The following is a 20554-nucleotide window of genomic DNA, read 5'->3' on the forward strand; positions in this document are numbered from 1 at the left end:
TCAATGCGCTGCGACCTTGCCCCACTCGCGCTCGTAGGTCGTGACCAGCGTCTGGTTCGACAGCCGGTTCACCTCCGCGGGAATGCGTGCCATGTCGAGCGGGAAGTCGAACATCAGCGGCAGCGTGGGCAGCGACAGGTAGCGCAGCCCGGCCGGCAGCGCCTCGGGCCGGCGGTAGGGCCGGTGGCTCGCGATCACGAAGCCCCATTCGCCGAAGCTGGGCACGTGCACGTGGTACGGCGTGGCCGTGAGGCCCACCGATTCGATGGTGGTCGCCACGGTCCAGAAGCTCTGGCGCGCGACCAGCGGCGAGGTGGTCTGCACCACCGCGTAGCCGCTGGCGGCCAGGCGTTTGTCGAGCAAGGCGTAGAAGGAGTTGGTGTAGAGCTTGCCGATGGCGAAATTGGTCGGGTCGGGAAAGTCCACCACGATCACGTCGAAAACGTCTTCGCCTTCCTGCAGCCACTTGAACGCATCGGTGTTGACGATGTGGAGCTTGGGCGACTTGAGCGCGCCGCCGTTGAGCGCCGCCAGCGTTTCATGCTCGGCGAACAGCTTGGTCATGTTGGGATCGAGCTCGACCAGCGTGACCGACTCGACCGAGGGGTACTTGAGGATCTCGCGCACGGCCATGCCGTCGCCGCCGCCCAGCACCGCCACCTTCCTGGGCGCGCCGTGCGCGGCCATCACCGGGTGCACCAGTGCTTCGTGATAGCGGTACTCGTCGCGCTCGGCGAACTGCAGGTTGCCGTTGAGGAACAGCCGATGGCCCGCGCCGCCGTGCGTGACCACGATGCGCTGGTAGGGCGAGGTGGCGCTGAAGACGATGTGGTCCTGGTAGAACTTGTCCTCCGCCAGCGTGGTGATGCGGTCGGCGAAGACGAAGCCCGCGGCCAGCACCGCCAGCGTGAGCACGCAGGCCACCACGTGCGCGCCGAGCCGGCGCAGCTCGTGCCGGAACAGCCACAGCGCCCACAGCGCGACGGCCGCGTTCATGAAGCCGAACAGCAGGCCGGTGCGGATCATGCCCAGCTGCGGCACGAAGATCAGCGGGAAGGCCACCGACACCGCGAGCGCGCCCAGGTAGTCGAAGGTCAGCACCTGCGACACCAGGTCCTTGAGCACCGCGTTGCGCTTGAGGATGCGCATCACCAGCGGGATCTCCAGCCCCACCAGCGTGCCGACCACGATCACCAGGCCGTAGAGCAGCAGCCGGAACGCACCCGGGATGTAGGCGTTGGCGATGAACAGCAGCGCCGGCAGCGCGCCGCCGATCAGCGCGACCATCAATTCGATGCGCAGGAAGTGCGCGGGCAGCTGCCGCTCGAAATAGCGCGAGAGCCACGAGCCCACGCCCATGGCGAACAGGTAGGTGCCGATGATGGTGCTGAACTGCAGCACCGAATCACCGAGCAGATAGGAACTGAGCGCGGCCGCGCTGAGTTCGTAGACCAGGCCGCAGGCCGCGACCACGAAGACGCTGGCCAGCAGCGCGACCTCGACCGGCCGGGGGCCGGCGCCCGCATCGAGCTCAGGGCCCTGGGCCGGGCCCTGCATCACGGGCACGCGCTCAGCCGCCGTGGATCGCCGCGGCGACGATGAGCGAGATGCCCAGACTCATCGCCGCCACCACCAGCCCGAGCGCGACGTTCTGCTTTTCGACGATTTCGGCCCACAGGTCGAACGGCGTGATCTTGTCGATGATGACGAAACAGAGCCAGAACACGATCACGCCGATGAACGCGAACAGGATCGAACCCAGAAATGCGGCAGGCCGCAGCCATTCAAGTCCCAGCATGAGAACCTCCGGAAAAAAACACGTGTGAAACGGCGTGCGTCACTTGTGACCGCCGCCGCTGGAATAGCCGCCGTAGGAACCGCCCGAACTGCGCGACGACGAGCCGCCCGAGGAGCGGCCGCTGCAGGTGCTCAGGACGATCAGCAGGATGAAGATCACCACGATGACGAGGATGATGGTGCCGCAGCCCATGCTCGATGCCGAACTCAGCGGCGCCGCATCGTCGCGCTTGAACATGTCCTTGCGCGCATCGAGCTTGAAGGCCGAGGCCACCGCCGCGCTGTCCATCTTGCTGCCCGACGACCAGGTCAGTTCGTTGGCCGAGCGCTCCATCGACAGCAGCGAACTGCCGTTGGCGAAGTCGCGGTTGAAGCTCTTCTGCCCGCGCTCGACCTGCCAGTAGAACTCGCCGGCCACGTAGGTGGTCTCGGCGTTGTAGGCGTACTGCTGCTGGTAGCTCTTGCCCAGGTACTTCGCGCTCTTGCCGCTGTCGGCCATGCTGGGCGCGCCCGTGGTCGGCGCCACCATGCTCCAGCCGTCTTCCGCGTCGACCAGGAAGCTGAAGCCGCGCTTCTTGTTGTAGAGCAGGTACTCGTTCCAGCCGAAGTGCTCGTCGTCGCCGGGCTCGACGCCCATGCGGTGCTGGAAACCCACCACCTGCCAGGCCACGCCCTGCAACTGGCCGATGCTGCCCAGCGCGATCAGCGGGCGCACCGGATCGTTCTGCTCGGCATGCTTGAGTTCGCCGCCGACGCCCTGCGACAGGTCGATGATGCTGTGGCAGTTGCCGCAGGTGATGCTCTTGCTGTCGGCCAGGTTGACCGTGACCGGCGAGCCGCAATTGGGGCAGTTGAAGCTGCGGCCCTTCTCGTCCTTGGCCGATTCGTCGCGCAGGCCGCTGAGCTGCAGGTCCTCGAGGCGCACCGCGCGGCCGAGGTAGGCGCCGGGCGGATGCGTGTCGTAGTCGAGGCTGAGCACCTCGCCCGTGTCGCTGCGCAGTTCGACCGCCGCGAAGGCCTTGCCGATTTCGGGCAGGCGCGGCAGTTCGCCCTGCGCCGACACCAGCGCCACCTGCTCGTTGGAGCTGACGGTGTAGGTCTGGCCGTTGAAGGCCGTGGTCGCGCCGACGCGCAGGTCGACCGCGGCCGGCGCCGCGCGATCCAGCGTGTGCGGCAGCGCGAAGACGAAGGCGCCGTTGTCCTCGCTGAGGACGCCGGTGCGGTCGCCGTCGAGCGCAGCGATCCATTCGGTCCAGCGGCCGCCCGGGTAGCTGTACTGCAGCCGCCCGACCAGCGTGAAAGGCTTGTCCTGAAGACGGCCCGCGGCAAACAGCTGCAGCGGACTGAAATCGTCGAACAGCTCCGCCATCTTGCCGATGCGCGCGAGCGTTTCGCCCTGGCGCACGACAGTGCTCTGGCAGTAGGGGCAGACGGCGAACGTCGATTGCGCCGACTTGAATTCGACCGGTGCGCCGCAGCCAGGGCAGGGCGCACGGTAGGCGCGCTGGGCGCCCGTTTCCTCAGCCATCGGTGCCGCTTAGACCAGCTTCTTCAAGAGCTCGGCCTTCTTCGCGTCGAACTCGTCTTGCGTCAGGATGCCCTTGGTCTTGAGGTCGCCCAGTTTCTCGAGCGTCGCCATCACGTCGTTGGCGCTGATCTCGGTCACCGGTGCGGCTGCGGCCACGGCGGCCGTGGCCGCAGCGTTCGGGTTCAGGCCCTGGGCCAGGTTCTGCGCCAGCACCTGGCCCAGCGCCACGCCGGCGCCCAGACCCATCGCGTCGCCCGCGATGCCGCCACCGCCGTTGGCCGAGCCTTCGGCGAACTTGGGGATGGCCTGTGCGGTCTGGTACTGCATGAACTTGCCCATGTCGTTGCCGACCATGCCCATGCCGATCTTCTGGTCGAGCACCTTCTGCAGCTCTTCGGGCAGCGAGACGTTCTGGACCGTGATGTTCTCGAGCTGGATGCCGATCTTGGCGAACTCGGGCTTGAGCTGGGTCGCGAGCGCGTTGGCGAACTCGATCTGGTTGGCCGCGAGGTCGAGGAAGGGCACGCCGCTCGACGCGATCGCGTTGCTGATGTTCTGCAGCACCAGGCCGCGCAGCTGCCCGTCGAGGTCCGCCACGGTGTAGATATCGCGCGTGCCGGAGATCTCGGTGTGGAACAGCTTGGCGTCGCCGATGCGGAAGCTGTAGTTGCCGAAGGCCCGCAGGCGCACCGCGCCGAAGTCCTTGTCACGGATCGTGATCGGCTGGGGCGTGCCCCACTTCTGGTCGACCTGCTGGCGCGTGCTGAAGAAGTAGACGTCGCTCTTGAACGGGGACTCGAACAGCTTGTCCCAGTTCTTCAGGTACGTGAGCACGGGCAGCGTCTGCGTCGTGAGCTTGTACATGCCGGGGCCGAAGACGTCGGCCACCTTGCCCTCGTTGACGAACACCGCCACCTGCGACTCGCGCACGGTGAGCGAGGCGCCGTTCTGGATTTCCATCTCCGCCATCGGAAAGCGCCAGGCCAGCGTGCCATCGCCGGTCTCGGTCCACTGGATGATGTCGATGAACTGTTTCTTGATGAAATCCATCAGAGCCATGGCGCCCTCTCAGTCGTTGGAGTTGAATCGTTCGGATCATATAGCGCGAGGGCGCACGAACCCGTGACTCAGGCGAGTTGGTCGCGCAGCGCGCGCTTGAGCAGCTTGCCACCGGCGTTGCGGGGCAGGGGCGCGTCGGACCAGGTGATCGTCTCCGGCACCTTGTAATCGGTCAGTTGCGCGCGGCAATGCGCGCGCACCGCCGCGTCGTCGTGCGGCGTGCCGGGCGCATGGATGAAAGCGTGCACACGCTCACCCAGCACCGGACATGGCCGGCCGACCACCGCGGCCTCGACCACGCCGGGCAGCGCCATCAGCACATGCTCGACCTCGACCGAGTAGATCTTGAAGCCGCCGCGGTTGAGCATGTCCTTCTTGCGGTCGACCAGGCGCACGAAGCCGGCCGCGTCGACCGAGCCCAGGTCGCCCGAATGCCAGTAGCCGCCGGTGAACGCGGCGGCCGTCGCTTCGGGGTTGTCCCAGTAGCCTGGCACGACCATCGGGCCGGCGATCCAGAGCTCGCCGGTCTCGCCGGCCGGGAGCTCGCGGCCCTCGTCGTCCATCACGCGCACGTCGGCACAGGGCAGCGGCACGCCGACGGTGTCGGCATGGTCGCGCGTGAGGCCGGGCGGCATCATGGTCGTGGGCGAGGTGGTCTCGGTGGCGCCGTAGGCGTTGACCAGCACGAGCCCGGGCAGGCGCTGCGCGAGCGCGTCGATGGCCGACACCGGCATCGGCGCGCCGCCGTAGCCTCCGATGCGCCAGTGACCGAGCCGGGCACCATCGAAGGCCGGGCTCATCAGGCACAGCGTGTACATCGCCGGCACCATCAGCGTGTGCGTGACGCGCTCGGCCTCCATGGTCTGCAGGAAGGCCGCGGCCTTGAACTCCGGCAGGATCACGATCGCGCCGCCCACGTGGACCATCGCGGCGATCACCGCGATCAGCCCGGTGACGTGGCTGGCCGGCACGGCCAGCGCCGAGCGGTCGCCCGCGCGCACGCCCATGCAGGCTTCGTAATGCCGCACCGAATGCGCGACGTTGAGGTGCGAGAGCATCGCGCCCTTGGGCCGGCCCGTGGTGCCGGAGGTGTAGAGGATCAACGCGGTGTCCTGCGGTTTCACCGCGACGATGGCGGCCGGCGCTTCGCCTGCGGTGCCCAGCGCGTCGAGCGGCAGGGCACCGTCGACCTCGCCCGCGGCCGCGATGCGCAGCCGCAGTGCCGGCACGTCCTCTGCATCGGGGATGCGATCGGCCAGCGCCGCATCGAACACGATCGCGCGGGCACCGCACTGCTGCAGCATGTAGGCGAGACCCGGCTTCTGCTCGCGCTCGCCGATGGGCACCGCGATGGCGCCGATGCGCTGCAGCGCGAACAGCACGGCGACGAACGCGGGCCGGTTGCCCATGAACATCACCACGCGCTCGCCCGCGGCCACGCCCCGCGCGGCCAGGCCGGCGGCGATGCGCGCGACTTCGGCGTCGAGCGCGCGGTAGTGCCAGCGCTGCGCGCCGCAGACCACCGCATCGCTGTCGCCGTGTTCGGCCACGGCGCGCTCGAGCAGCGCATGCAGGCTGGCGGGCCGCTCGACGAAGCAGCGCACGATGCGGTCGCCGTACACCGCCTCGTGGCGCATCGCCGGCGTCCGGTCGGGATGCCAGTGCGGGGTCGTGCTCATGCGTGCCCCGCGTCGGCTTCGGCCTCGGCCGCCGCGACGTTCGCGCCGCGTTCGATCACGTATTCCACGTCGACCAGCTTGCGCGAGTGGTTGAGGTCCGACTGCGCGATCAGCACCGACAGCGCACTGCCGCGCAAGCCGGCGATGACTTCGCCCAGCCGCATGGACAGCGCGGGCGCGACGCCCTCGAAGGGCTCGTCGAGCAGCAGCAGCCGCGTGCCGACCGACAGCGCGCGCGCCAGCGCCACCAGCTTCTGCTGGCCGCCCGACAGCAGCAGCGCGCGGCGCTCGCGCATCGGCAGCAGCTCGGGCAGCACGCCGTAGACGAAGTCCAGCCGCTCCTTCGCGTTGCGCGCGCCGGTGGCCCACATCGGCAGCAGGATGTTCTCCTCGACCGTGAGCTCGGGCACCAGCCCGCGGTCTTCGGGCATGTAGCCGATGCCGGCCGCCGCGCGCTCGTGCCTGGCCATGCGCGCGAGGTCCTGGCCGTCGTAGAGGATGCGGCCCTGCGTGGGCGGCAGATGGCCCATCACCGAGCGCAGCAGCGTGGTCTTGCCCGCGCCGTTGCGGCCGATGAGCCCGGCCATGCGGTTGGAGGCCACCGTCAGGCTCAGACCGCGCAGCACCTGCACGGAGCCGATGGCGACATGGATCGATTCGATGGCGAGCATCGCTTACTCCTGGCGAAGGGTGCCGGTGACGTAGCGGCGCACGTCGTCGGTGGCGAGCGCGACCTGCGGCGTGTCGTCCGCGATGATGCGGCCGCTGTAGAAGGCGATCACGCGATCGGCGTAGCGCTCGACGATGTCCATGTCGTGCTCGACGAAGAGCACGGTCATGGGCTCCTGCCCGAGCGCGGTCATGATGATTTCCATCATCGGAAATTTCTCCTCGGCCGAGACGCCGCTGGTCGGCTCGTCGAGCAGCAGCAACCGCGGCTGGCCGGTCATGGCCATCGCGATGTCGAGCAGTTTGCGCACGCCGCCGGGCAACTCGGCCACGCGGCGCTCGCGATGCTCCGCGAGGTTGAAGCGCGCCAGCAGCGCATCGGCACGCGCCACCGCATCGGCACGCCGCGCGGTCTGCCAGAACGACAGCCGGTTCTCGCGGCAGGCCGTGGCCACCAGCATGTTGTCGAGCACCGACAGCTCCTGGAACAGCTGAGGGATCTGGAACGAGCGCGCCACGCCCAGCCGCGTGATCTCGCGCGGTGCGAGCCGCGTGATGTCGCGACCGCCGAACACGATGCTGCCGGTGTCGGGCTTGAGGTAGCCGGTGATCATGTTGACGAAGGTGGTCTTGCCCGCGCCGTTGCTGCCGATCAGGCTCACGCGCTCGCCGGTGCCGATCGCGACTTCGATGCCGCTGGCCGCGACCACCGCGCCGAAGCGCTTCTCGATGCCGCTGGCGCGCAGCAGGATCTCGCGCGCGGCGGGCGCCGTCTGATCGATGCGTGGTTCCGGAACGGCGCTCATCGCGGGTCTCCCTTCGTGCCGCGCTCGACCCACAACGATCCGATGCCACGCGGCAGGAAGCGGATCATCAACAGCAGGAACAGGCCCAGCGACAGTTGCCAGGTGTTGGGGAAGTAGAGGCTGGAGAACGACCGCACGATCTCCAGCAGCGTCGACGCGACGAACACCGCGAGCACGCTTTGCCAGCCGGCCAGGATGGCGACGAACACGAACTCGCCCGAGGTGGTCCAGTAGCTGAAGTTCGGGTCGATGTGGCCCAGCGACATCACGGTCAGCGCACCGCCCGCGCCGCCGGCGAAGGCCGCGAACAGGTAGTTGATGCTCATCGCCTGCTTCACCGAGCCGCCGAGGTATTCGACGCGCAGCTCGTTCTCGCGCACCGCCAGCGTGACCAGGCCGCGCGTCGAGTCGAAGTAGGCGCGCGCCAGCAGCGCGAGCACGCCGGAAAATGCGATCGTCACGCTGTAGAGCACGTAGCCCACGCGCGCATCCGACAGCGTCTGGCCGAACAGCGTGGGCCGGCCCATGTTGAAGCCATCGGAGCCGCCCAGCGCGTTGGTCTTGACCAGCACGCCGTAGCAGACCATCGACAGCGCGAGCGTGAGCATCGCGAAGAAGATGCCGCGGTAGCGCGAGAGCATCGGCGCGAAGGGCGCCGCCACGATCAGGGCCGCCACGCCGCCCATCAGCGCCATGCCGAGCGCATCGGTGACGCCGAGCCTGTTGAAAGCCAGCGCGGCCGCGTAGCCGCCGACCGCGAACACCAGGCCCTGGCCGAAGGACACGACGCCGCCCCGCATCAGCAGCACGATGCCCAGCGAGACCAGGCCGTGCGAGGCCGCCATGGTGAGCAGGAAGGTCAGCCAGCGCGGCATGAAGGCGCCCGCGACGACCAGCACCGCGATGAAGGCGATGCCGACCCACAGCACGGTGGCGCGCCTCGGCGTACGCACGGCCGGCACAGGAAGAGTCGTACGGGTCATGTCAGCAACTCCGCAGGAAAGTTCGTGGAACACCGCGGAACCGGCTTTGCCGGGCCGCTGGTGTTGCCCCCTGCAAGGGGGTTGGCGCAGCGACACCCTTCGACAAGCTCAGGACGGGCCAAGGTGCGCGAAGACTGGGGGGTGAGCTTCATGCTCAGATCTTTCGCGCCTGGACGCGCTGGAACAGGCCTTCGGGCCGGACCATGAGCACCAGCGCCATCACGATGTAGATGGAGAACAGCTCGACCTCGGGCATCACGTGCACGGCGAACGAGCGCGCGAGGCCGACGATCAGCGCACCGATGGCCGCGCCCTCGATGCTGCCGAGGCCGCCGATGATGACCACCGCGAAGGAGACGATGATCACGCCCACCGAGACGCCCGGCTGCACCGAGATCAGCGGCGCGGTGAAGGCACCGCCGATCGCGGCCAGGAAGATGCCGACCGAGAAGGCGAGCATGTAGACCCGCGACACGTTCACGCCCATGCTGGCCGCGACCTCCTCGCTGTGGATCACGGCCAGCACGATCTTGCCGTGGCGCGTGCGGTTCAGCCCCCACCACACGACGGAGCCCACGACGACCGCGATGGCCATCAGCATGAAGTCGTAGCCGACGTACACCTGGTCGCCGATCTCCACGTTGCCGAAGAGCGCGTAGGGCTCCGACACGTAGTAGGGATTGGCGCCCCAGATGAGCTTGGTGATGTCCTCGAGCATCAGGAACAGCGCATAGGTGACCAGCACCAGCAGCACTTCGTCGCGACCGTAGAAGAAGCGCATCAGGCCGCGTTCGGTCAGCGGTGCGACCAGCACCGCGACCGCCACCGCCGCGAACAGCATCGCGACCAGCGACCATTCGGGCGCGAACTTCATCGTCGCGAACCAGCCGACGAAGCTGGCGGCGGCATAGGCGCCCAGCGCATAGAAGCTGCCGTGCGCGATGTTGAGGATCTTCAGCACGCCGAACACGAGCGTGAGCCCGAGTGCGACGATGAAGAGCCACGATGCGTAGCTCAGTCCGTCGATGAGGATGGTGATGGCGGTGTTCATGCCCGACTCGGTGGAGGGTTGCGAAGTGGCATGGCCTGCGCCGGACCCGCGCATTGCACGGGCCGGCGGAGGTCATCGATGCCGGTGCGGTGCCGTCAGGAAGCGCTCAGGCGCTCCTCAGCACTTGGCGCCTGCGAAGTTGCTCTTGATCCAGTCTTCCGACTTCACGTTGACGGGCGGATTCACGCACTCCGCCGGGAAGCGCTGGATGTCCTCGAGCACCACCATCTTCTTGCCCGCGTCGTAGCGCGTCTTGCCGATCGCGGTGTCCTGCGTCGCCTGGTGGCCGTCGCCCAGCGTCATGCGGATGCGGCCGCCGGGCGCGTCCCACTCCATGCCCTTGAGGGCGGCGGCGAGCTGCTCGTGCGTGGGCTTCTTGCCGCCGTTGGCGGCCATCGCCTTCTCGGCCGCGAGCTTGAGGCCCATCAGCGCCTGTGCCATGCGGTAGGGTGCCTGCGCGGGATAGGTGTTCTGCGCCTTCTGGTAGACGCTCCACCACCAGTCGTTGAGCGCCGACTTGGGCGACAGCAGGCCGTAGGCACCGCGTGCGCCGATGATTGCGCCGTCGGGCATCTTGTCGCCCAGGTTGGTCAGCACATGGTCGGCCGCGGACAGCACGACCTGCGAGCGCTTGAACAGCCCGCGCGGGCCCGACTGCAGGATGAAGGCCTGCAGATCGCCGCCCCAGAGGCTGGAGTGCGTGACGTCGGCACGCTTGGACATCAGCGCCGAGATCTCGGTGCCGTACTGGCCGGCGCCGAACTTCGGCAGCAGGTCTTCGCCCGACTTCGCATCGGGGTAGAGCTGCGCCATCGACAGCATGAAGTCCTTGCGCGAATCCTGGCCCCAGGCGTAGTCCTGGTTGATCATGTTGTAGGTGGCGGCCTTGACGTTGCGCGCCTTCATGTAGCGGGCCAGCGCCACGTTGTCCATGGTCGCGTGCGAGGCGGTGCGGAACACGTAGTTGTACTTGCCGTCCTCGAAGATGCGCGGCGTGCCGCAGTCGTAGAGGATCAGGAACTTCTTCATCTCCTCGGCCACCGGCGCCACCGCCAGGCAGTCGCCCGAGCCGACGTAGCCGACCACGGCATCGACCTTCTCGCGGTCGTACAGGTTGCGCAGTTCCTGCACCTGCTTGGTCGCGCCGCCGTTCTCGTCGATGTAGACCGCCTCGATCTTCAGGCCGCCGATGCCGGCCTTGTTGTAGGGCGCCGGCGCCTCGCCCTTGTTGAAGGCCTCGACCAGCGCCTTGGCGCCGTTCACGGCCGGAATGCCGAAGCTCTCCGCGGCCTGGCCCGAGAGAAAGCTGACCACGCCGACCTTGAAGGTCTCCTGCGCATGGGCCGCGACGCCCAGCGCGGCCACGCCCAACGCGATCGCGGTGCGCGCCGCCGCGCGTCGTGCCGATCCGGCGAACGTCTGTCCTTGTTGCTGCTTCGATGCCATGTCTTGTCTCCTGTTGGTTTGAACCGCCGAACTAAGGTGCTTTCGCGATGGGCGTGCGCATGTCCAGGCCCGCCAACTCGAAACCCTTCTGAAAATCGACCATGTGCTTGCGCGTCCATTCGGCGGCCGCCTCGGCGTCGCGGCGCTGAAGCGCATCGAGGATGGCGCGGTGCGCCGCGAGGTTGCGGGCCTTCGATTGCGGCAGGTGCAGGTGCAGCTGGAGCAGCGTGGGGTTGTAGAGCAGGCTGATCGGCTCGCGCGCCAGCATCAGCGCGCGGTTGTGGCTCGCCGCGCCGACCAGCGCGTGGAACTCGACGTCGAGCTCCACCAGCCGCATGTTCTCTTCCATCGACACCGCACCGCGCGCCTGCAACTGGGCGGTCAGTTCGGTGTTCTGCGCCAGCGCCTCGATGTCGGCCGCCTCGGCGTGCGCGGCGGCGAGGCGCGCCGCCAGCGGCTCGAGCGTGACCGCGACCTGCCACAGTTCCTCGAAGGTGGTCTGCTGCAGCAACAGCAGCCGCGCCGCGCGCGGCGCCAGGTCGTACAGGCCGGGCAGCGTGACGAACAGCCGGCGGCCCTCGCGGCGCTGCACCAGCCCTTCCTGCTCGACCTGGCGGATGGCCTCGCGCACCGTCGAGCGGTGCACGCCGAAGCGCTCGGCCAGGCTCTGTTCGGTGGGCAAGGGCATGCCGGGCTGGATCTGGCCGCTGAGGATGCTGCGCTCGATCTCGGACGACACGGCCTTGTAGGCCGGCTCGAGCCGCAGCCGGCTGAACATGGAGACGTCGTCCGCCACCTTGGTCTTGGCGGCCCGCGGCGCGGCGCGGCGCACGCCGGACTCCTTCACGCCAGGGCTGCGTTCGGACGGTGGGCCGGCGGGGCGGCGCGATGCACGGAGGCTGCCGGTCAATCGATGTCTCCTGGCGGCCGTCGAGCGGCGCTTTGGTTTGTCGGACAATCGGATTTTGATCAGCACCTTCGGCCTGCGGCGAGCGGGTTTTCCCGCTGCCGCCACTGAAGCCCTGCCCTGTCCGGGCGCTTTGCAGGCCGCCCTCGCCAATGGCCGACGTCTACAATCGCGCCCCCTACAACAGTGTCGCGGACGCGTCATTTCACGCGCCAGCAACAGCCGGAGCACGCAGTCATGTCCGATCTCTCCCCCCTGAGCCCCCCATCGACGGCTGTGCCGAGCGTCGAAGACAAGCGCGCCGAGCTGCGCCGCGCCGCGCTGGAGTACCACGAGTTCCCGGTCCCCGGAAAGGTCGCGATCGCGGCCACCAAGCAGATGGTCAACCAGCGCGATCTGGCCCTGGCCTATTCGCCCGGCGTGGCCGCCCCCTGCGAGGAAATCGTCAAGGACCCGGCCAACGCCTTCAAGTACACGGCGCGCGGCAACCTGGTGGCCGTCATCACCAACGGCACCGCGGTGCTGGGCCTGGGCGACATCGGCCCGCTGGCCTCCAAGCCGGTGATGGAGGGCAAGGGCGTGCTGTTCAAGAAGTTCGCCGGCGTCGACGTGTTCGACATCGAGATCGACGAAAAGGATCCGGCCAAGCTGGTGGACATCATCGCGTCGCTGGAGCCGACCTTCGGCGCCATCAACCTCGAGGACATCAAGGCCCCGGACTGCTTCTACATCGAGCGCGAGCTGCGCAAGCGCATGAAGATCCCGGTGTTCCACGACGACCAGCACGGCACCGCCATCACGGTCGCCGCGGCGCTGCTCAACGGCCTGAAGGTCGCGGGCAAGAACATCGCCGAGGTCAAGCTGGTCACCTCGGGCGCGGGCGCCGCGGCGCTGGCCTGCCTGAACCTGCTGCTCAAGGTCGGCCTCAAGCGCGAGAACGTGTTCGTGACCGACCTGGCCGGCGTGGTCTACGAAGGTCGCACCGAGCTGATGGACGAGGACAAGCGTCAGTACATGCAGCAGACCACGGCGCGCACGCTCAGCGACGTGATCGAGGGCGCGGACGTGTTCCTGGGCCTGTCGGCCGGCGGTGTGCTCAAGCCCGCGATGGTCGCCAAGATGGCCGCCCACCCGGTGATCTTCGCGCTGGCCAACCCGAACCCCGAGATCGCGCCCGAAGACGCGCACGCGGTGCGCGGCGACGTGATCATGGCGACCGGCCGCACGGACTATCCGAACCAGGTCAACAACGTCCTGTGTTTCCCGTACATCTTCCGCGGCGCACTCGATTCGGGCGCGACCACGATCACCGACGAGATGGAGATCGCAGCGGTGCACGCCATCGCCGAACTGGCGCAGGCCGAACAGAGCGAGCGCGTGGCCGCGGCCTATGTCGGCGAGAAGCTGAGCTTCGGGCCCGAGTACCTGATCCCCAAGCCCTTCGACCCGCGCCTGATGATGAAGATCGCGCCGGCCGTGGCCAAGGCGGCGGCCGAGAGCGGCGTCGCGATGCGTCCGATCACCGACCTCGACGCCTACCGCGACAAGCTGCAGAGCTTCGTCTACGCCTCGGGCACCGCGATGAAGCCGATCTTCGACGCCGCCAAACGCGCGAGCAAGAAGCGCGTGGCCTACGCCGAGGGCGAGGAAGAGCGCGTGCTGCGCGCCGCCCAGATCGTGGTCGACGAAGGCCTGGCCCGGCCCACGCTGATCGGCCGGCCGGCCATCATCGCCCAGCGCATCGAGAAGTTCGGCCTGCGGCTCAAGGAAGAGCTGGACTACGACATCGTCAACGTCGAGCAGGACCACCGCTACCGCGACTTCTGGCAAACCTACCATCGCATGACCGAGCGCATGGGCACCACGGTGCAGACCGCCAAGATCGAGATGCGCCGCCGGCTGACGCTGATCGGCGCGATGCTGCTGCACAAGGGCGAGGTCGACGGCCTGATCTGCGGCACCTGGGGCACCACCGCCATCCACCTGCACCACATCGACCAGGTGATCGGCAAGCGCGCCGGCGGCTGCGCCAGCACGCCGCAGGACGTGCCGATCTACGCCTGCATGAACGGCCTGCTGCTGCCGGACCGCCAGGTGTTCCTGGTCGACACCCACGTCAACTACGACCCGACGCCCGAGGAACTGACCGAAATCACGACCATGGCGGCCGAGGAAATGATGCGTTTCGGCATCAAGCCCAAGGCGGCGCTGCTGTCGCATTCCAACTTCGGAAGCAGCAACCAGGCCAGCGCGATCAAGATGCGCCGCACGCTGGACCTGCTGCGCGTGCAGGCCCCGTGGCTCGAAGTCGACGGCGAAATGCACGGCGACGTGGCGCTCGACGGCAAGCAGCGCGCGGCCGTGATGCCGCACAGCGCCCTGTCCGGCAACGCCAACCTGCTGGTTTTCCCGAACCTGGACGCTGCCAACATTTCCTACAACCTGCTCAAGACCGCGGCCGGCGGCAACATCGCGATCGGCCCGGTGCTGCTCGGCGCGGCCAAACCTGTGCACATTCTCACAGCCAGCGCCACGGTGCGCCGCATCGTGAACATGACGGCCTTGACAGTGGCCGATGCCAACGCCGATCGTTAAGCACCGCCGCGATAGCGGTCGCTAACTTCACTGCCCCGCATCGGGGCCCTGCGCCTGCTCAAATTTTGAGCAGGCGCTTGCTATTTGTGCATCCGTGGTGCACACTCACAAGCTTGAATTCGCGGGTTAACCCCAAGGTTGATCCCCGTTTCGACCCCCCGCTTTTTTTGCTTGTGGCGCCCCATGGCGGCCGCTGTTCCATCCATGGCCTCGATCTCGTTGTCTGCGTCCCGATTCGCCCTCGCCGGCTTGCTGCTGGCCCTGTCGGCGACCGGTGCCGACGCCCGCGACACCCGAGGCATGGCGCAACAGCAGTCGCCAGAGGCGTCGATCGCGCTGAGCGCGTTGCCGGCACAAGGCCAGCGTACCTACCAGGCCATCCTGAACGGTGGCCCCTTCCGGCACGACAAGGACGGCACGGTGTTCGGCAACCGCGAGCGCCTCCTGCCGTCCGAACGGCGTGGGCATTACCGCGAATACACGGTCGATACGCCAGGCGCGCGCAACCGCGGCGCGCGGCGCATCGTCTGCGGCGGCCAACCGGCGACGGCACCGACAACGTGCTGGTACACCGCGGACCATTACGCGAGCTTTCGGCGGATTGCGCCATGAGCAGCAGCAAAGAATTGAACTGGAGCGGCGCATCCCTGCGCCCCGATGACATGACGACGACGACAACCATGGAAAGACCTGCGGAGATGACCTTATCCCTTCGTGCCGTGCGGCCCAACATCGTGCAGTCGATTCGCGCCTTCCGCGTGAACGACCTGCAGGAGGCTGCGAACGCGGCGGGACAGCACTTCCTCTATGCCAATCTGGCCAATGCCCAGACCAAGCAGGACGTGCTTGACCTCATCGCACAGCAATTCACCTTCCCCTCGCACTTCGGGAAGAACTTCGACGCGCTGTACGACTGCATGACCGATCCCTTGCATAAATCGGGCCCGCAGCCCGGTTTCGTCATCGTGCTCGAGCAGATCCCGGCCAACGTCAAGTTCGACAAGGAAGCACGCGAGCAACTGCTCGACATCTTCCGCGACGCGTCGGACTACTGGGGTGACCGCAAGATCCCGTTCCGCTGCTTCTATTCTTTTCTGTAGCCCGTTCTGCACACACCAGCCAAGCAGAACGGGCTGTCGAGGCTCCTGAAGGAAGCACGCCGATCGCCGACATCGAAGTCGCGCCGGTCGATCCCACCGCCGAGAAGATGCCGACCGACAAGTTGGTCGACGTCTCTCCGCTGGCATTGCGCATGAGCAGCCCCTTCAACGCGGGATACTGGCTGGCCGCAGCCTGAGCACCCGCTTCCCGCGGACATGAAAAAGCCCGTCTCGACGGGCTTTTTCAATGGTGCTGCAGTGGCTCAGGGCGGCACGGCTTGCGCCAGCGCGACGTACTCCGCCACGGGCACTTCCTCGGCCCGTCGCTGCGCATCGAAGCTGCCGCTGAAGCCATGCTCGTCGAGCCAGCGCCCGAGCGTGTGGCGCATGATCTTGCGGCGCTGGCTGAAGGCCACCTGCACGATCTCGCCCAGGCGCGCGGCATCGACCGCCGGCGGCTGCGCCAGCGGCACCATGCGCACCACCGCGCTGTCGACACGCGGCGGCGGCTCGAAGCTCTGGGGCGGCACGAAAAGGAAGTTCTCCATCGCATAGCGCCACTGCAGCATCACGCTCAAGCGGCTGTAGTCGGAGGTGGCGGGCTTCGCCACCATGCGGTCGATGACTTCCTTCTGCAGCATGAAATGCTGGTCGGCGATCAGGTGCGCGAAGCCCAGCAGATGGAACAGGATCGGCGTGGAGATGTTGTAGGGCAGGTTGCCCACCACGCGCAGCGGCCTGTGTTCCGGGCCGGCCAGGCGCGCGGCCAGCGCGGCGAAGTCGACCTTGAGCACGTCGGACTCGATCACTTCGAGCTGCCCGTGCCCGCGCAGACGCGCGGCCAGGTCGCGGTCGAGTTCGATCACGGTCAGGTGCCCGAGCCGCTCGACCAGCGGCTGCGTGAGCGCCGCCAGGCCGGGACCGATCTCGACCATCGCATCGCCGGGTTGCGGTGCGATGCCGTCCACGATCGCGTCGATGATGCCGCCGTCGGACAGGAAGTGCTGGCCGAAGCGCTTGCGCGCGATGTGCTGTGCCATCAGACCGGCGGCTCGCGGAATTCGACGTAGGCGCGGGTGCGCACTTCCTGCACCCAGGTCTCGTAGGCCTCGTCCATCTTCTTCTCGCGCAGCACGGCACGCGCGGCTTCGCGCTGCTCGGTCTGGCTGAGCTTGGCTTCGCGACGGGCGACGGCCTGGATCAGGTGAACGCCGAAACGCGTGACCACCGGATCGCTGATCTGTCCCGGGGCGAGCCGGTCCAGTGCTTCCTCGAACTCGGGCACGAACTGGCCGGGCCGCGCCCAGCCCAGGTCGCCGCCGTCCTTGGCGCTGCCGTCCTGCGAGTTGTCGCGGGCCAGCGAGGCGAAGTCGGCGGTGCCGGCCAGCACGCGTCGCTTGAATTCGGCGAGCTGCTCGATCGCCTGAGCGGTGCTGCGCTGCGGATCGTTGCGCAGCAGGATGTGGCGCGTCTGGGTCTGGGTGACCACGCCTTCGGCCGCACCGGCCTGGCCCTTGGCCAGCACCTTGATCACGTGGAAGCCCGCGCCCGAACGCACCGGACCCACGATGCCGTTGACCGGCGTGGTCTGCGTGGCTTCGACGAACAGCGGCGGATAGCGGTCGGCGCTACGCAGGCCCAACGAGCCGCCGTTGGCACGATCGGGCGAGTCGGAGTTCTCGCGTGCCAGCTTGGCGAAATCCTCGCCCGCGCGCGCGCGATCGGCCACGCTCTGCGCCTTCTTCTGCAGCGCCGCGATCTGGGCTTCGCTCGACGCTTCAGGCACCGTGACCAGCACATGCGCCAAATTGATTTCGGGCGCGGCGACGGCATTGCCGCTGCGCTGGTCCTGGATGAACTGGTCGACTTCCGAGTCGCTGATCTTGACCCGGGCGTTGACCTCGCGCTCGCGCAGGCGGGTCAGCAGCAATTGCTCGCGCAGGTCGCTGCGGAATTCCTGCCGCGTGATGCCTTCGGCCTCGAGGCGGCGGGACAGCTCATCCTGGCTGACCTGGTTCTGGCGCGCCACCAGCTGCTCGGCCTGGTCCACCGCCAGGTCGTCGACCTTGATGCCGCTTTCCTTGGCCAATTGCAACTGCGCGCGCTCGACGACGATGCGCTCCAGCACCATGCGGTTGAGTTCGGCCCGCGGCACGCGTTGGGCTTCGGGGTTCTCGCGCAGGATCCGGGTGGCACGCTTCTGGACTTCGGTGTTGGTCACGGGCTCGGAGTTGACCAGCGCCACGATGTACTCGGCCGCGCGCTGACCGGTGGGTGCCGCCGGCGCGACCGTGCCGCTGCGGGGGGTCTGCGCGGGCGCCGTGATGCGGGCGCCGCCACGCATGATGTCGGTGATGCCCGTGCCGCCGCCGGGACGCATGCCCAGTCCCTGCGCATGCACGCCCGACGCGGCGGCCAGCATCGCGAGGCAAGCCAGGGTGAGGGTGGAGCGAGAAGATTTCATGGTGACAGGGTTCAGTCGTAATTGGTGAAGCGGCTCGGCGTTTCGCCGGGCACGCGCAGGGGCTGGTAGCGCTGGATGTTCTTGGCCAGTGCGGTCATCGGGTTGGAGCCCACGCCCACGCTGGCGAAGCCCACGAACTCGATCTGGAACATGATCCGCGTGTTGGCTGTGACCTGCCCCGTGGTCAGACGTTCCAGCACGACGCGTCCGATCCAGCAGCATCCGTCATATTCCACGCCGACGACGCCGTCGGTGAGCTGCCGATCCTTGAGGCTGTAGTTCAAGCGGCCGACCGCATACCAGCGGCCGCCCCCCTCGCCACGGCCCTTGCCCAGGTCCTTGCCCTTGTCGCCCCACAGGTCGTTGAGCGGCCATTGCCAGCCGACGTCGATCGACTTGCTGCCGTCCTGCACGAAGGGCGTGGTGTCGGCCTGGTAGCGCAGCGCCGCATTGACGGTGCGGTAGGCGCCCGGGCTGTAGCGCGCGCTCAGCGTGCTGCGCACCGAGCGGGCTTCGTCGGGGTTGTACTGGATCGTGGTGTCCACGCTCCATTTGGGCGTCCAGTTGATCTGTGCGCCGAGCAGCACGTCGCTCAGCCGGTCGGTCGCCGGCAGGACGCCCGGCAGCGTGACGCGCTGATCGGCGAAGCGGAAGCGTTGCGCAACGCCGAAGCGGGCGGCCTCGGCCCCGGTGTCGGGGTCGATCAGCCGCGTGCTCACGCCGGCCGTCAGCAGGTTGCTGTCGGAGATGCGGTCGTTGCCGGAGAACGCGTTCTCGGTGTAGATGGTCGCGAAGTTGAAGTCGTTGGCCGCGGTGTCGTACACCGGCAGCTGGCTCTGGTCGCGGTAGGGCGTGTTCACGTAGAACAGCCGTGGCTCCAGCGTCTGGCGGAAGGCGCGGCCGAAGAAGCTGGCGTCGCGCTCGAACACCAGGCCGCTGTCGAGGCTCAAGGTAGGCACCGTGCGGCTCGCGGAACTCGCGCCGTTGGCCAGCGGCGTGTCGAACTGGTAGGACGTCGAATGCAGCTGCAGCTTCGGGATGACGAAGCTGGAGGGCGTGATCCATGGCCGGCTGATCTGCACCGAACCGAACACGCGCTCGCCGTTGGGCTGCAGCTGGCCGTTGAGCAGCGGCGCGTACTGCGAGTCGGCGCGGAAGCGCGTGTAGTCGAGCGAGGTCGTGACGTCGAAGCCGCCCCAGTCGTACTGCGTGTTGTTCGCCGTGATCTGCGGCATGCGGTCGTAGGGCGGCGTGATCGGCGACAGCGAATACTGCAGCGTCTGGTAGGAGAGCGCGCGCACCTGGCCGCTCCAGTCGCCCTTGCTCCAGTTGACCGCGGCTTCGCTGTCGAGCAGCCGCGAGGTGAGCGTCGGGGTGCGCGAGAAATCGCGCCAGTAGTCGTTGTCGCTCACCCGGTTCAGGCGCAGCGTCGCCGAGAGCGAATCCAGGCCGAAGGGCTTGGGGTCGAAGCTCTGGCCGTGCGTGGTCCACACGCCCCAGCGGTCGCGGTTGCGCAGCGAATCGGCGGGCATGTAGTCGACGCGCGCCGTGCCGCTGTAGCTGTTCTCGAGGTAGCGGAACTCGCTGCCGATGTTGATGCCCCGCTTGCCCATGATCGTCGGGTAGAGCGTGGCGTCGCGGTTCGGCGCGATGTTCCAGTAGTAGGGCAGCAGCACCTCGGCGCCGTTGACGCTGCCCACGCCGAACACCGGCGGCAGCACGCCGCTCTGGCGCTGGTTGTTGAGCGGGAAGGTCATCGAGGGCAGCGCAGGCGTGGTGATGCCCATGAAGGTCATGCGCGCACCGGTGGCGGTGCCGAGGTTCTCCTCGGTGTCGGTCGTCAGCGTGGCCGCGCTCAGGATCCAGGCCGGCATCCAGCCGGGATAGTCCTCGCGCCGGCAGGTGGTGTAGGTGGCCTGCCGCGCGATCGACACGCTGGAATCGACGAAGTCGATGCGCTGCGCATCGCCGTGGCCACCGGTCGCGAGGAACTGGTAGCGCACGTTGTTGAAGAAGCCCTCGAAGGTCTCCAGCTTGAGCTGGAGTTCGGGTCCGTCATAGGTGGTGCCGGCCTGGTTCACGTGCACGTTGCCGCGCGCCTTGGCCAGATCGTCGGGCTGGTAGTACTCGAGGCGATCGGCACGGATCACCGTGTCGCCGCGACGGATCGAGGCATTGCCTTCGATCACCGTCTCCAGATTGGGCCGCCCGGAAATCTGGTCGCCCTCGATGAGGTTCGGGCGCAGCCCGCGCTCGGCGTTGGGAATGGTCTCGACCAATTGCGGCGTGCGCTGCAGCACCAGCGGCGCATCGAGCCAGTTGTCCTGCGCCCAGGCCCCTTGCGCCTGCCACAGGGCCAGGGTCAGCAGGGCCAACGGCAGCGGCGGGCGGCGCAGCGCACTCATTCCTGGCCTCCCCCGAGCGTCCGGGCGAGGCCCGGGACCCGTGCGGCGGACGGCAAGGGCACGGC

At 67.9% G+C, this 20554-nt stretch carries 17 protein-coding genes; 3 read left to right on the top strand and 14 right to left on the bottom strand.

Going from position 1 to position 20554, the window contains the following annotated elements:
* The 11 genes from ACSFBC_RS19600 to ACSFBC_RS19650 form a co-directional block, all read right to left on the bottom strand.
* Positions 1–1557 (bottom strand): polyamine aminopropyltransferase, encoded by a 1557-nt coding sequence (locus tag ACSFBC_RS19600; RefSeq protein WP_435512244.1) that lies wholly within the window; start codon positions 1555–1557, stop codon positions 1–3.
* A gap of 13 nt (positions 1558–1570) precedes the next feature.
* Entirely contained in the window at positions 1571–1798 is a 228-nt protein-coding gene (locus ACSFBC_RS19605) for a DUF350 domain-containing protein (RefSeq protein ID WP_435512024.1), read from the bottom strand.
* Positions 1799–1837: 39 nt separating this feature from the next.
* A complete protein-coding gene (locus ACSFBC_RS19610; RefSeq protein ID WP_435512025.1) occupies positions 1838–3325 on the bottom strand; it encodes a DUF4178 domain-containing protein in 1488 nt (495 codons plus the stop codon).
* Between the two features lie 9 nt (positions 3326–3334).
* On the bottom strand, positions 3335–4384 hold the full coding sequence (locus ACSFBC_RS19615) for an SPFH domain-containing protein (protein WP_435512026.1): 1050 nt from the start codon (positions 4382–4384) through the stop codon (positions 3335–3337).
* 68 nt (positions 4385–4452) lie between these two features.
* The gene (locus ACSFBC_RS19620; RefSeq protein WP_435512027.1) at positions 4453–6063 is read right to left on the bottom strand and encodes a class I adenylate-forming enzyme family protein; all 1611 of its coding nucleotides are present in this window, start codon (positions 6061–6063) and stop codon (positions 4453–4455) included.
* Positions 6060–6734, bottom strand: a complete 675-nt coding sequence (locus tag ACSFBC_RS19625; RefSeq protein ID WP_435512028.1) for an ABC transporter ATP-binding protein — start codon at positions 6732–6734, stop codon at positions 6060–6062. The genes ACSFBC_RS19620 and ACSFBC_RS19625 overlap by 4 nt, the downstream gene beginning before the upstream one ends.
* A gap of 3 nt (positions 6735–6737) precedes the next feature.
* Positions 6738–7538, bottom strand: coding sequence for an ABC transporter ATP-binding protein (locus tag ACSFBC_RS19630; protein WP_435512029.1), 801 nt, complete (start codon positions 7536–7538; stop codon positions 6738–6740).
* Positions 7535–8521: a branched-chain amino acid ABC transporter permease gene (locus tag ACSFBC_RS19635; protein WP_435512030.1), complete on the bottom strand. Its 987-nt coding sequence runs from the start codon at positions 8519–8521 to the stop codon at positions 7535–7537. Before ACSFBC_RS19635 ends, ACSFBC_RS19630 begins: the two co-directional genes overlap by 4 nt.
* A gap of 154 nt (positions 8522–8675) precedes the next feature.
* Positions 8676–9572 (bottom strand): branched-chain amino acid ABC transporter permease, encoded by an 897-nt coding sequence (locus ACSFBC_RS19640; protein ID WP_435512031.1) that lies wholly within the window; start codon positions 9570–9572, stop codon positions 8676–8678.
* 117 nt (positions 9573–9689) lie between these two features.
* Positions 9690–11018, bottom strand: a complete 1329-nt coding sequence (locus ACSFBC_RS19645) for an ABC transporter substrate-binding protein (protein WP_435512032.1) — start codon at positions 11016–11018, stop codon at positions 9690–9692.
* A gap of 31 nt (positions 11019–11049) precedes the next feature.
* Positions 11050–11928 (bottom strand): FadR/GntR family transcriptional regulator, encoded by an 879-nt coding sequence (locus ACSFBC_RS19650; protein WP_435512033.1) that lies wholly within the window; start codon positions 11926–11928, stop codon positions 11050–11052.
* Positions 11929–12162: 234 nt separating this feature from the next.
* On the opposite strand from ACSFBC_RS19650, the gene ACSFBC_RS19655 reads away from it, so the two are divergent.
* The 3 genes from ACSFBC_RS19655 to ACSFBC_RS19665 all read left to right on the top strand — a co-directional run bounded on the left by ACSFBC_RS19655 (position 12163) and on the right by ACSFBC_RS19665 (position 15620).
* On the top strand, positions 12163–14520 hold the full coding sequence (locus ACSFBC_RS19655; RefSeq protein ID WP_435512034.1) for an NADP-dependent malic enzyme: 2358 nt from the start codon (positions 12163–12165) through the stop codon (positions 14518–14520).
* Between the two features lie 204 nt (positions 14521–14724).
* The gene (locus ACSFBC_RS19660) at positions 14725–15132 is read left to right on the top strand and encodes a guanyl-specific ribonuclease (RefSeq protein ID WP_435512035.1); all 408 of its coding nucleotides are present in this window, start codon (positions 14725–14727) and stop codon (positions 15130–15132) included.
* Between the two features lie 50 nt (positions 15133–15182).
* Positions 15183–15620: a barstar family protein gene (locus ACSFBC_RS19665; RefSeq protein WP_435512245.1), complete on the top strand. Its 438-nt coding sequence runs from the start codon at positions 15183–15185 to the stop codon at positions 15618–15620.
* 263 nt (positions 15621–15883) lie between these two features.
* Here the strand turns inward: ACSFBC_RS19665 and rsmA are convergent, their stop codons facing one another.
* The 3 genes from rsmA to ACSFBC_RS19680 are packed head-to-tail and all read right to left on the bottom strand — an operon-like array spanning position 15884 to position 20489.
* Entirely contained in the window at positions 15884–16660 is a 777-nt protein-coding gene (gene rsmA, locus ACSFBC_RS19670; protein WP_435512036.1) for a 16S rRNA (adenine(1518)-N(6)/adenine(1519)-N(6))-dimethyltransferase RsmA, read from the bottom strand.
* The gene (locus tag ACSFBC_RS19675) at positions 16660–18084 is read right to left on the bottom strand and encodes a peptidylprolyl isomerase (RefSeq protein WP_435512037.1); all 1425 of its coding nucleotides are present in this window, start codon (positions 18082–18084) and stop codon (positions 16660–16662) included. Before ACSFBC_RS19675 ends, rsmA begins: the two co-directional genes overlap by 1 nt.
* An 11-nt stretch (positions 18085–18095) precedes the next feature.
* Positions 18096–20489, bottom strand: coding sequence for an LPS-assembly protein LptD (locus tag ACSFBC_RS19680; protein ID WP_435512038.1), 2394 nt, complete (start codon positions 20487–20489; stop codon positions 18096–18098).
* Positions 20490–20554: the final 65 nt, after the last annotated feature.

The sequence above is a fragment of the Variovorax frigidus genome, from assembly GCF_051216515.1.
In the GTDB taxonomy this organism is placed as follows: domain Bacteria; phylum Pseudomonadota; class Gammaproteobacteria; order Burkholderiales; family Burkholderiaceae_C; genus Variovorax.